Source organism: Teredinibacter purpureus (assembly GCF_014217335.1).
Lineage (GTDB): Bacteria > Pseudomonadota > Gammaproteobacteria > Pseudomonadales > Cellvibrionaceae > Teredinibacter > Teredinibacter purpureus.
In genome coordinates, this window is sequence record NZ_CP060092.1 from 3,298,887 (window position 1) to 3,311,855 (window position 12,969).

A 12,969-nucleotide genomic window follows, 5' to 3' on the forward strand; every position below is an offset into this window, starting at 1 on the left:
GTGGCGTGTAGTTTGTGTAAAATGGGCGAAGCCCATACACAAACGGAGCGACGCAGTTTTTGTCGTGTGCATACACTTGTTAGTAATTTACGCACTCAATAGTCTGCGGGGAGAATGCTTTTTATTGACTCTGGCACCACCGTGTATGAGTACGGAATATAAAGAGATAAGTGTAAAGGACCGGCACGACTCCACATTACTGGTTGATTAATACCTTCCAGAACCACCTTATATTCTTGCCCCAGCTTATCTGTAATAAAATTAATATCTTCAGCTACTAAGCCAAGTATTTCATTACGGTATTGGGCCGGATTTACTACGCTAACGTTAACCTCACTAAGAGGTATTAATTCTACGCGGCCTACGACTGGAACGGATTTTACGAATTTTTTTAGTTTGACAACTAAACTACTAGCATCAGACATATTTTCATTAATTCTGGCTTTAAATGTAATTTGCGCCTCACTAGTATCCTGACGCTTACCCTTAACCAAATCTATTTCGTAGTTACTTTTTGTTAGTGGTAGTACAAGGTTACCTTGAGCAACGCTAATTTGTATGCTCTTGTCCTTATTTGCTAACGCTATCGCTGTCTTTATAGTTTTGTATATTTCAGATTTTCTTTCCTCTAAATCGCGAGTGTCATTAACTATTTTTACGTTCAGAAGTAAAAAATCACCTTTCTTTTTTAATGTCACGCCTGGCAATTCAGAAGCTGACGCCCTAATGCCTGTAACAATCACTTCTTCCTCCATGAAATCTTGTCCTAGAACATTAGCGCTCAATAAGGCTAAAACTATTAAAATCTTAAATTTCATACATAACTTCCTGATTGTTTACTAACGCTTTGCTAAACGGCGCACAGTGCGTAGCTTGTTTTGTGCAATAATTTGCGAAGCAAATACACAAAAGAAGCGTAGCAATGGGCGTCCAGTGGAGGCCACTCGTGGCCGGAACGATGTTTGAGCAACTTGTTGAACGAAGCCGCTACGCGGCAAAGTTAAAACCCTTATGTATTAGATAATTCCTCTCCGAGCAAGCCCGCTCGTTAACGAGAGGAATATCTAATGAACAAAACACAGCAAAAACGATTCGATTCACTGTACCGCAAGCATGTTAGCGCATTGAAACGGCAAGGCAAAGCCAATACAACTATCGATGTTTATTCTCGCGCCCTTAGGCGTATTACAGCGTTTTTCGACTGCCCGCCTGATACCCTTACCCAAGAACACTTCGAAGCCTATTTCGAATCCCTTGTTCGCACCCACTCATGGTCTACCGTCAAAGTCGATCGCAATGGCCTCCAATTCTTCTATAAGTACGTACTCAAAAAAGAGTGGAACTGGGTCGAGATTGTTCGGCCACCTAAAGTCAAAACCCTTCCCGATGTGTTAACGCTAAAAGAACTCGAACGCCTACTGAATGGTACCCGGGAGTTACGCTTTCAGGCCTTTATCTTTACTTCGTTTAGTATGGGGCTTCGTCTTGCTGAAGCCCTGAACCTTCAGGTTGGCGATATTGATAGTGAGCGTATGAAGGTTCACGTTCGATGCGCTAAAGGTAAGAAAGATCGCTACGTCACCTTGCCGCAGTCAACACTACAGACCTTACGCGCTTACTGGGCAACACACCGCCACCCTAGGTTCCTATTTCCGCGTGGACGCGACGCTCAGGAGCGGCATACAGCAACAGCCGCCATGGACCGAGGCGGTCTTCAGAAGTCTTTTAAGGTCATTGTAAAAGACGTAGGTATTAGTAAAGCGATCACCATTCATAGCTTGCGGCACTGCTACGGTACGCTATTGACAGAAGCCGGTGTAGGCCTACGCTCTATTCAGCATGAAATGGGGCACGAATGCCCAAAGACTACAGCCTTGTATACACAGCTATCCAATCACACAGACGTTAATGCGGGCAAACGCATCAACGCACTCATGAACAAGCTGCGTATTTTGTGGGGCCAAGCATGAGTACGCCAGCGCACACCCTACAAGCTATCACTGAAAAGTATCGAACCCGTTTTGAGCCTCGCTATAGATCCAAGATTAACAAAGATCAATGGTCGGCCTTGAACGCCATAACCGGTTGTCGTAAAGGGCAGTATGGCGAACTAGGCACAACCTGTTCTTCTTGCCCCTACAGCCAAAACATTCCGCAATCATGCGGGCATAGGGCCTGTAATCAATGCCAATATGGCAGCACTCAAGACTGGCTTGAACGGCAATTACAAAAACAGCTGCCCGTAGATTACTACATGGCGACCTTTACGTTGCCAAGCGAGTTAAGAGCCCTATCAAAAGCCCATCGTAAAACGGTATACAGGCTTTTACTCGAATCGGCGACGAAGACTCTAAAGACATTCGGGCTAAATAAGCGAGGCTTTGAGGCAGAACTGGGCATGTGCGCAGTATTGCATACTCACTCACGACGTCTCGACTACCACCCTCACGTTCATATTGTCATTCCTGGTGGTGGCCTGCACCGCCGCCGAAAGGAATGGCGCAAGCTAAAAGGCAAATACCTATTTAACGGCCGAGCCCTCGCCAAGGTATTCCGAGGAGTCTTTTTAAAGGCACTCAATGATGCGGGGCTACCACCTCATAAATCACCTAAGAAATGGATTGTTCAGTGCACTAAGGTCGGACGAGGTAAAGAGGCGCTGCAATACTTATCGCGGTACTTATACCGCGGAGTAATCGCCAACACCAATATCGTTGCCGACGACGGCACCCACATTACGTTTCAATACATCGATAGCAAAACAAAGATAAGAAAAACCCGCACGCTACTGGGCGAAGATTTTTTGTATCTTTTGCTTCAACACGTATTACCCAAAGGGTTTAGGCGAGCGCGCGACTACGGTTTCTTACATGGAAACGCCAAGCGTATATTGCGCATTGTTCAGTGGATACTAAAAGTGGATATTGAGAACACCACACAGAAAGAGCCTCAAATGAAAAAGCGAATGATGTGCCCCAAGTGTCACTCAATAATGAATGTAATAGGTAGGCACTGGCTTAAACCATCCCCACGCTAGCGCACGAATAAAGTAACAAAAAAGCCATTTAAATAGGAGAACCACTACACGATGACGCAGTGATTTTTAATCACCTACTGGGTGAGGACTCTGTTCGCCCAACAAAAATAGTGCCGACAAAAACCGGCACTATTACAAACACCTCCTATCGACTTATTTACTAATAAAGAGCTCGACCACGGGCTTGTTCAACAATGAGATATGTCGCGGCAAGCGCGACATATCCTTATTTGTTAGGTGCTTTAAATAATTAAACATAAAATCCTAGCATTAATGCGACCCAAGTAAGAAAAAACATAATGAAGCTTGAATTTTCTGATTCATTGTTAAGGTGCCAGAAAAGCATTGTTAAGAAAAATGCGATTGGGGTGTTTATGAATTTTGAAATCTCTGCCGTTATTTCCCTACCCTCGAACGCCAAAAATACTCTCAAGACGATACATAGTAGTGACAACACAAAGAAAGACCGAATCATCCATATCCGTGTATTGTGATCAGACACCATAGGGTCGATTTTTCGGAGCTGAAAAACGTTTTTTAATATCCTTATAATGTCTTCATCGGCTTTATTCATATATTTAAAACCATGAGCATAATTGTGCACCTAACGCCCAAATTTGCGGACGACTGAAGCGAAGCGTAAGGCGTTCCGCAAGATTTGATTGTTATACACGCCGAATTCGCAAAGTAAGTGCAACGCGCCTGCATCTTCCTTTATATAGGGTGAACTGGGATACTCATGGTTTTTCTCGACCGGCAAGAAGAGGAGCCTCATGATGTACCACCAGCTCACCACTGATGAAAGATATACTATAGCGGCCTATTTAAAGCAACGTAAATCTCAAGCCTATATTGCACGGGCCTTAGGCCGCGATCCTTGCACGATCTCCAGAGAGTTAAAACGAAATCGTCGCCCAGACGGTAAATACTGCGCAGCGCGAGCAGTAAAACGTACCTCTCGAATACGGAGGGAGTCTCGTCGTAAATGGCAATTCAATGATACCGAGCTTCAGATGGTCATCGCCTTAATACGCCTCGATTGGAGCCCAGAACAAGTTTCCTTGTGGCTTAAGAAGTGCAATATATTATCAATCAGCCATTCGACCATTTATCGCTATATTTGGTACAACATGTTTTATTCAGGGGATCTCTATAAGCACTTACGTCAATCAAGCAAGAAACGCCGAAAAAGATATAGAAGCCCTGACTCTAGAGGCGTTTTAGCCAATAAGGCCCATATCTCTGAGCGACCTCTAGGGGCAGAAAATAAGAGCCGAATCGGTCATTTCGAAATTGATACCGTTCATGGTTCACGCGATCAACATTCAATTGTCACGTTAGTTGAACGAAAAAGTAAATACACGATCATTGGCAAAATTAGGAACCGTACGACTGACGAGTTAAATCGAAAAGTTATTCAGCTAATCAAAAAACAGGTTAATCAGGTAAAAACAATTACCGCTGATAACGGTACCGAGTTTCATCAATACAAAAAAATTGAAGACGTCACTAACTCAACATTTTACTTTGCCAACCCCTACCACTCATGGGAAAGAGGGTTAAACGAAAATACCAACGGTCTCATACGACAATATTTACCTAAAGGAGAATCAATGAAGAGCATAACTCAAAAGGATTGCGATAAAATTGCAATGAAACTTAACCGACGACCTAGAAAATGTTTAAATATGGAAACACCGGAGGCAGTCTATGTTCGTTAATCACTTTCATTGCACTTCAGTTGATAACCTGGGTCTGCTGCCATTCCTTAACTACTTCATCCCAATCAGCATTTCTCTCAACTACATTTCCATCTTCATCTTTTCTTGTCCAAACATCCCAAAAATCAGGATCGTCTGAATGTGGCTGTTGCTCTTTTGTTAAATTCTTCATTTTAACCAAAACAGGAAGCTCAGATGCCCAACCCATAAGTATTGCATGTTGAGATGGCAGAGAAGGCAACTCACGGAGTAGTCCACGTAAATTATCTGGTACCATTTTATGCACTTGCTCTTGATCTCTATCGTTACTAATCCGATGCAATAGAAAGGTATTACATTGAGATAAAACCGTAGGTGATAATTCCGAAGGGCGCTGCGAGGAAATCACCATTCCAAGCCCAAATTTTCTTCCTTCACGTGCAATTTTCTCAAATACTTGGCAACAAACAGCTGCAACATCCTGATTTTCAGTGTCATCACGATAGCGTTTAATAAATATATGCGCTTCTTCAGCCACAAGAACTGTTGGTAAAGATTTATTATATAGTCGCTTATAGCGTTGCAATGATTCAAAGATAATCCTTGAAATAACAGCAGTCACAAGATGGGTGATTTCGCTTGGGACTAAAGAAAGATCAATAATTGAAACACAGCTGTCATCCTCACCAGCTCCATCCTTACCTATATAACTTTCTAACCACTTAGCTAAATCAACTCTCTGCTCTGCATCATTAGTGATAGGCTTCATTCTTGTATCAGAGAGCATGGTGCGTATTCGAGCAACTAAATACTCTACATACTGTTCACTACCGTTTTCTTGTGCTAAAGCTTCTAAATAGGCTACTAAATTCCCCCCCTCAAAGGGTACTGGTATATCTTCACTTTTAGGAAGAAGCTCATCTTCATTACCCCCAAAACTAAGAAATGATCTTACTATTCCATTAATAAGAGTATCAATTTCGGCGACTGTCGCATTGTAATCAGGATATTTCCCGCTTCTTTGATTACAATAACTTTGAGTATCAACAATTAGTTGGTCTAAATCTGGGTGCGGAGTAGTTAAATTTGCTTGGTACTCTTCAATGCTTTGACGCCAAGCATCTATTTTAGCCAAAAGATTTTTTACACCGGGAAAACTATTAAGTGCAGCGGCGCCTTTAGACTTATCCGCTCTCAAAGAAACAAGAATCGTACCGAGATACTTTTTAACCTCCAAATCTAAATTGGTATTAAATTCAAACTCTTCATTTCTCATAGCTCTTAGGGAACGCTTCAACAACGGCAGTTGAACTTTTGGGCTTGCTTGTGTGAAAGATGCCCATTCTGCACTATTCCAAAGCCATGAAGGCACTTGTAATTGGTTTTCACCTTGCTCTGCTTCGACTTTAAATACTCGGCCTTTAAATTTTGTAGAGGGGCCTAAAGCACGTGCATATTCACCATTTGGATCAAGCACAATAAATCTAGCATTAGGCTTTTTATCTGACTTCATTGCCGCTTCTAACGACCATTGAATTAAGCCAGCAACTGAACAGGATTTACCACTACCAGTATTGCCAAGTACCGCAATATGCCTACCAAATAATCGATCTGGATCTACTGCAACATTTGCATTATTTGCAAGTGGACTTTGCCCTATGGTAACTCTTCGATTATTACCAGACTCAACAATTGATTTAAGTTGAAAATCCGTCGGCAGTAAGATAGCAGAACCAATAGAAGGAAATGATTCCGAACCTCGTTGAAATTTGAAATAATCAACACCTTTTTTTTGAAATTCGCTTGAGAGTCCCGACCGGATTTAAACTGATTTTTTTCTGTGGGAAAGGTAGATTAACTAAACCAAAATCTTGGATATCCCTTTGTTTAGGATAAGGCGAACGCTCAACGGCAAGCCACTCAATTTGTCCAACCAAATAACCATTATCACAAGAGACTAAAACATAACTGTTTACTCTTGGGAAGTTTCTTGGTGTTCCAGCATTTAAGGCAACAGAATCTGGTGAATCGATATCGAGGACTGCTCTAATTTCATTTGGCGAAACAAAATCTACAGTACCAACTCTTAACTGTTCTCCTTGCTCAATGGGCAGCGAGCTCATTCTTCATCACCAATTGTGCTTTGAATTGCTGCAGGATATAAACCTCTTGATTTCAAAAGTTCAGCCATACGAATTGACGTGCGATCTATTGCAGCTTTAGGAAGGTAATAATCGACTAGTGTTTTTAGGCCTCCTAAATGATCACCAAGTAATAAAGATATTTGAGCCTGACGCCCGCTATCCTTTATGAAACTCATGATTCTTCCAAGCGGATCGGCATAGGCAATAATCACGATATGCGTTGAGGGTATTGTTAGCATATCCGTAAGAACTCGATTTATATGTTCATCACCAAAACTGTAGCCATAGGTTACAAGGGTGCTATTTGGGCGGCATGTTGCTGATGCTAAATCTCTAAACAACTCTACATAGGGGTATTCTGATGTTTCACGATCTTTAACTGAATTTGGATAAATCATCAACTGCTGGTAGTTAGCTGTACCAGCACCTTCGACTTGTAAAAATGGCTCGACAGAAGCCGCTCCAAAAGGTAGCCCAAAACGCCTTATAGCCCCCTCGTTTGCATACCAGTCTAATGAACCGTGAAGTTTAGTAAAACGAGCTACACCTTCTAAATACCTTGGCTCGCCACGTATACCAGGTGGATTGTAATGATAATCAACCTCTAAACGTGATGATCTGAAGATTGGCGCAATACTACCGACAAATCGATCGACTAATCTAAGGCCAGCTATTTCGGCCCCTGTTTCTAAAATTCGATCATAATTAGTTGTGAATATATGCAATCTATCACGCGTCGCAGTTCGACTTGAAAAGCTCATTAAAAAATTAACCAAATAATTAAATGTTTCAGTTTTCAAGTCTGAATCTGAGTTTCTAATAAGATTTTCACCATGGCTTATGGAGCGCGAAAATTCTTTTAAAGCCCGAGATAACTCTTTCTGTAACTGCTCAAGTCCATCCAATAATTTCTGATTTGGTCTGTCCAATGCTGTTAAAACTTCTATACCTTTAATTAACTCATTAAGTGATCGTATTTGATCTTCAATATTTCCTTTGTTTCTACCAGCAGCTGTTGCTGCTTTTTCGACATGAGCATTAATTTCAGACCTACATATTTTTAAGTCTTCTATCCACCCCATACCTTGTGGAGGTTGCCCTGTTGCAGATTCCTGCACGGCTGCACTAAGGCCAGCACCGACAAGTAAATTAAGGTGCTCTGATTGAAAGAGTGCAGTTAGCCAAGGCTCTACTCTTGATCGTATAAAGTCTGGAGTAATTTCATCTTCAGCTTTTGCCCAAACACAGTCGCCAACAACTTTAAAAGCACCATTATCACCATGCGCGTCCAATTGTACTGGAGATTGGTCATCGCCTAATTTTAGGTATTGAGTCAAGTTATATACATCCTTATTAAATGGTGAGATCTGAATAGGAGCTAACGAGCCTGTAGAAAAACATAATCCACAATCAGTTATCCATAAGCTTATATTTATTATTTCATTGCCTGCCATTTAAGCAGATTTCATTAACATAATCACGATTATGCGATTTAGCATCGCGTATTTGTGGATATGTCTGTGCATTTAAGCAATTCTTCCGTAATTCTTAATCTTTTCGATGTTGTGTATCAAACTAAATAAATACCACTGCCCTTGCACCTTCTCTTTACCGCGTAATGAGAAGCGATTTAATCCTTTATTCGTACCGATATTTCCAAAAACCGGTTCCACAACTGACATTCGATGACTGTAATACAGCTTTCCTTTTTTACTATCAACGCGCTTACGCATCCAATCGCTAGGTGTCTTGCCGTTTGTATAGGAACCTCTGATTAACCTATCAAAAATGCGATAATAAAAACACCTCATAACTTAAGCCCGAATGATATGAAACAACAAAGCCTTGAAGCCAGTGGATTTGAAAAATACCGCAAGAAAACGCGTAAAGAGATATTTCTGGATCAAATGAACGAGATTCTTCCCTGGGAAGAGCTTTGTGAAGCGATCGAACCCTTTTATCCCAAGGCATCCAGCTTGGGTGGGCGCCCAACGATTGGTATAGAGCGCATGCTACGCATTCATTTCTTGCAGCATTGGTTTGAATTGTCTGACCCAAGTGCCGAAGAAGCACTTTATGATTCACGAGCTATGCGACAGTTTGTCGGTATCGATTTGGGCAAAGAGCCTGTTCCTGATGAAACAACAATGTGTAAATTTCGTCATTTAATGGAACGTCATAATTTGGGCGGTGAGTTATTTCGGTTGGTGAATGCGTACCTTCAAGAAAATGGCCTTAAGCTCAACCGCGGCACCATTGTGGATGCCACGATTATTGATGCACCACGCTCGACCAAAAACAAAGCGCGTCAACGAGATCCCGACATGAAATCTACTCAGAAAGGGGGGCAATGGTATTTTGGTATGAAAGCCCATATTGGCGTTGATAGTCAAACAAAGCTAATCCATTCCGTACGGGTAACGTCCGCGAACGTTCATGACTCACAAGTACTTGGGGATTTACTTCATGGAGAGGGGCGGCGCGTCTATGGTGACTCGGCCTATACGGGACAAAAATCGCAAATAAAGGCCAGTGCACAACATGCCAAAGACTTTACTCATAAGCGTGGTCGTCGCAATCACCCACTTACAAATAAAGAGCGCCAGGAAAATCGTAACAAGTCAAAAATTCGACCACGGGTAGAGCATTTGTTTGGTGTAATCAAACATCAATTTGGTTTTCGCAAAGTGCGTTATAAAGGTTTGGCTAAAAACGCACAAGCGGTATTTACGAAATGTGCATTAACCAATTTGTTTTTGGCTAGACGTCATTTAATGACAATTTAACAGGCGAGGTACGCCTGAAAACGGCTTATCGCCTCAATGGCGATAAGAAAACGTTAATATTTAGCTGAAATATTGTGTGCTTATAGATTTAAATAACGTTTGTAGGAACTCTCGGGTTAATCAGATGTTCCTATAGGTAGTTGATACCTGTCGGCCATGTCCCTCACGTGTGTCCGCAGATTCTGGATTACGCATGCAGTTTTTTTTATCGGACAGTGTCTGCAGTCCGTTAACTTACCTTCGAAGAACAGTTTTATTTTTCCATTGCCGTCATCGATTTCATTCTTTAACCACAACTCATTACCTTCTGGACAGTGGCATGTTTTTTCTTTTTTGTTAAAGGTAAATTCACTTGAAGGGATTACGGATTTAATGCCTACCACGGTATCGCGATGGCGCTTTCCATGTTTGGCTTTTTGATTACGGAAGCGCTTGTCGCGCGAGCGGAATTGATTATCAGGAATGTAAGCGTTTATACCTTCTTCTTGTAGATAAGCATCATTAGTTTCGTTTGAGAATCCGGTATCGGCGGTGACGACAATGTCCGTTTTTAATATCGACTCATGCATGCCCATTCGACGATAGCGTTTGTCGATGGATTCCAATACAGGCTTAAGGGTATGGTGTTCTTGCCCCTCGCCGAAGACTTGGGCATCCACAATAATTTGATGTTTCTTATCCACTGTAGCCACACCGTTGTATCCCTGAATGGTGCCTTTGCTGGTCGTCATCTTCGCGGACTCGTTATCCGTGATATTACTTTTAACTTCTTTTGGCCGTTTAGCTTGGCCCATCCGTGGGCTGGCTGTCTTTAGGAATTGGTTGATTTTTTCAAATTGCTTTTTAAGTGTTTCGGCTTCTTGTGCAACTTTTCTTTTGGTATCGCGCTCAGTGGGTTTTCGAGCATCTAAGTTTTTGTGCTCTTTTAAGCATTGCAGGATTCGTTTTCTAATTTTATCGCGTTTCTGACCCAGCTCTTTTAAGGTGCCAGAATATTCCTTTGAGGCATTTGATCGCATCTTACAACCATCAATAGCAAGTAATTCATTGCCAATTAAACCTTGCTCGTCACACACTAGGAGCACTTGTTCAAATACCGATTCTATCGCTTTTGGGTAGCGGCTAACAAAGTTAGCAATACTGGTAAAGTGAGGAACGGAATCGCAAGAAAGTGCTTTAAAGATAATATTCGTCTCGCACTCCCACTGAATATCCCGGCTGGAGGTAATTCCACGCGAATAGGCAAACAAAATTATTTTTAGCAGTATTGCGGGATCGTAGGCAGAACGTCCACCACTGTCATTTTTGTAATGATCATAGAACGCAAAGAGGTCAATGTGGTTATCGATTAGGTGGGAAACAGTAAACTCGAAGGTATTAGGCTTTATCTGCTGCTCAAAATTAATTACCACCATGGCATCTTGGTTGTAATTATGCTTTTTGAAGTTGCGCATAGTGATCTCCTCCGATTTGAGATCCATTCTATCAAAAAATACCTTGTTTTGAGAGTTTTTCTACAGCCTGAACGCTTTTATAAACGGCGCGCGGCTTTTTGCGCGTCCAGTGTAGGCCATTTGTTTTTGTGGCCGTAACGATGTTTTATAAACTTGTTAACTGCTTGTGAATTGCTCGTACAAATACTTTTTATTTGCAGCTGAAATTTCACAGAACTGACAACCTAACGGCAGAAAACCCATAATATATTTAGTAACCTTTACTTTCTCGAACCCCGGACTAAAAGGTTTAAATGTCATATTAATTTTACTAAGCCCAACCCTGAAAGTAAGGTTTTTATCGCTGCACTTTAAAACTGTAGATTCAGAAACCTTGAAGTCGCCAAAAACTGAAGATTGAAGGCCAACTATTGGGGATATTTTATAGTACAGCTCCCCGTTTTTCTCATAGAAGCTTGAGTTTATGGAGCCCAAAGGTATCTCTTTCATACGATTGCCAGTTAACGCCGCGCACAAGGGCCGGAACGTAGTTGATTGTTTTGTGGTAGCGTTAGCGTTAAGCCACAAAACAAGCGACGCAGTGGAGGTCCAGCCACGAAGTGGCGTGCTTGATGCGCCTTGTTAGGGCGGGATCAGTCATCATAACGCTCAAACCATTGAGAAACTAGATCGGGTCTTATTTTATACAAATTTTCAAAACTCGATTTAGGTGCAAAGCGTGCTACAGAAAAGTATTTAAGTTTTGGGTTCGATGCTACGTAGTCTAATTTCTTATCCTTTAGCTGTACAGAAGCCATGAATAGCGCTTCAAGCATGGGCATTTCAGAAAATGGCTCGAGCGAATCTACTTTTTGCTTTGTCCAAATAGCACCTTCGACCCCTACGGCAATTAGGGATTTAGCACCTTTTATAAAACTGTAATCAGTAATGTCTTTTGATTCAGTTATCCAAAGCTTTTCAAGCCTTGGTAGCAGTGCTAACCCCTCAAGGCCATCACATGGTTTTAGTTTTTCTAATGCTAGATATCTAAGATTTGGCAATTGACTTAGCTTGTCTAGGCAGTCTATGTCTATATTTGCGAGAACCAAACTATCCAGAGATTTTAATTCACATATTTCTTTAAAGAATGAGTTGTTTACTGCCGTAGCAGTCAGGTGATTAATCTTCTTTAGATTGCTAATACCTACGTGTGAATTTCCCTTCCGCCAAAAGTTAAGATACTCTATGTCACTGGCGACTTCAGATATTTTTCTATAAATCTCCGTATGATGATATCTCTCTCGATAGAGATCATGGGATGTGATTTCTTCTGGAATCATACTGAGCCCTAACGCCAGTAGCAATTGCCGGAGTAAGTTGGCTTGTGTTTTTGCGTCTTATTGCAAAAACCAAGACAGCTTACGGAGGTCAATTGGCTACTTTTGTTATGACTATTTTTCATTGCTAGCAGTAAACTCATAAGATTTACACCGACCCTCACCATACAAGAACGAAACACTGTAGCTAAAACCAGGTTTATTGCTTACATACCCAAGGAATTCAGGTACACCTGATTCATTTATTGATGAATGAATAGATTTACCAACCAACTTTCCATTTAGGCTTATTGAATAGATTCCTAGCTCAAAGGGTTCACCCTTATACTTTAATGGGGCTGTAATACTAATTTCGGTGACCGATTCGTAAAACTCAGACTCTTTCTCAACGAAGTTAAAGCCATTGGGTTCGGAAACATTAAGCTGAACAGGCCCAACAATACACGCGAATGTATTAATGGATAAAAAAACAAAGAAAAGGAAAATATACTTCATAGTTGCCTTAAGTCATAACGCCGCAATTACCGGCCGT

General features: G+C 41.5%; 10 protein-coding genes and 3 pseudogenes. 4 read left to right on the forward strand and 9 right to left on the reverse strand.

Annotated features, from left to right (window positions below; genetic code table 11):
* Window positions 1-95 precede the first annotated feature (95 nt).
* Window positions 96-818 (reverse strand): hypothetical protein, encoded by a 723-nt coding sequence (locus H5647_RS14345; RefSeq protein ID WP_045859514.1) that lies wholly within the window; start codon window positions 816-818, stop codon window positions 96-98.
* 249 nt (window positions 819-1,067) lie between these two features.
* Here H5647_RS14345 and H5647_RS14350 point away from each other — a divergent pair, with 249 nt between their 5' ends.
* From H5647_RS14350 to H5647_RS14360, 3 genes are all read left to right on the forward strand, one after another.
* The gene (locus H5647_RS14350) at window positions 1,068-1,970 is read left to right on the forward strand and encodes a tyrosine-type recombinase/integrase (protein ID WP_045859516.1); all 903 of its coding nucleotides are present in this window, start codon (window positions 1,068-1,070) and stop codon (window positions 1,968-1,970) included.
* Window positions 1,967-3,037 (forward strand): IS91 family transposase, encoded by a 1,071-nt coding sequence (locus tag H5647_RS14355; RefSeq protein WP_052692088.1) that lies wholly within the window; start codon window positions 1,967-1,969, stop codon window positions 3,035-3,037. Before H5647_RS14350 ends, H5647_RS14355 begins: the two co-directional genes overlap by 4 nt.
* Window positions 3,038-3,810: 773 nt before the next feature.
* A complete protein-coding gene (locus H5647_RS14360; RefSeq protein ID WP_045859518.1) occupies window positions 3,811-4,758 on the forward strand; it encodes an IS30 family transposase in 948 nt (315 codons plus the stop codon).
* A gap of 16 nt (window positions 4,759-4,774) precedes the next feature.
* Here H5647_RS14360 and H5647_RS14365 read toward each other — a convergent pair whose 3' ends face one another.
* The 4 genes and pseudogenes from H5647_RS14365 to H5647_RS14375 all read right to left on the reverse strand — a co-directional run.
* Window positions 4,775-6,559: an ATP-binding protein gene (locus tag H5647_RS14365; RefSeq protein ID WP_328286799.1), complete on the reverse strand. Its 1,785-nt coding sequence runs from the start codon at window positions 6,557-6,559 to the stop codon at window positions 4,775-4,777.
* On the reverse strand, window positions 6,516-6,860 hold the full coding sequence (locus tag H5647_RS22205) for a hypothetical protein (RefSeq protein ID WP_236074903.1): 345 nt from the start codon (window positions 6,858-6,860) through the stop codon (window positions 6,516-6,518). The genes H5647_RS14365 and H5647_RS22205 overlap by 44 nt, the downstream gene beginning before the upstream one ends.
* Window positions 6,857-8,335, reverse strand: coding sequence for an SIR2 family protein (locus H5647_RS14370; RefSeq protein WP_236074904.1), 1,479 nt, complete (start codon window positions 8,333-8,335; stop codon window positions 6,857-6,859). The genes H5647_RS22205 and H5647_RS14370 overlap by 4 nt, the downstream gene beginning before the upstream one ends.
* 72 nt (window positions 8,336-8,407) lie before the next feature.
* Window positions 8,408-8,623 (reverse strand): annotated as a pseudogene (locus tag H5647_RS14375) (transposase); the annotation flags it as partial.
* 87 nt (window positions 8,624-8,710) lie between these two features.
* On the opposite strand from H5647_RS14375, the pseudogene H5647_RS14380 reads away from it, so the two are divergent.
* A pseudogene (locus tag H5647_RS14380) lies at window positions 8,711-9,735 on the forward strand (IS5 family transposase).
* 64 nt (window positions 9,736-9,799) lie between these two features.
* On the opposite strand, the pseudogene H5647_RS22210 reads toward H5647_RS14380, so the two are convergent.
* The 4 genes and pseudogenes from H5647_RS22210 to H5647_RS14400 form a co-directional block, all read right to left on the reverse strand.
* A pseudogene (locus tag H5647_RS22210) lies at window positions 9,800-11,121 on the reverse strand (transposase); the annotation flags it as partial.
* A 156-nt stretch (window positions 11,122-11,277) separates the two neighbouring features.
* Window positions 11,278-11,610, reverse strand: a complete 333-nt coding sequence (locus H5647_RS14390; RefSeq protein WP_045859524.1) for a hypothetical protein — start codon at window positions 11,608-11,610, stop codon at window positions 11,278-11,280.
* 143 nt (window positions 11,611-11,753) lie between these two features.
* On the reverse strand, window positions 11,754-12,440 hold the full coding sequence (locus tag H5647_RS14395) for a leucine-rich repeat domain-containing protein (RefSeq protein ID WP_052692089.1): 687 nt from the start codon (window positions 12,438-12,440) through the stop codon (window positions 11,754-11,756).
* Window positions 12,441-12,551: 111 nt separating this feature from the next.
* Window positions 12,552-12,932, reverse strand: coding sequence for a hypothetical protein (locus tag H5647_RS14400; protein WP_045859526.1), 381 nt, complete (start codon window positions 12,930-12,932; stop codon window positions 12,552-12,554).
* Between the last annotated feature and the right edge of the window lie 37 nt (window positions 12,933-12,969).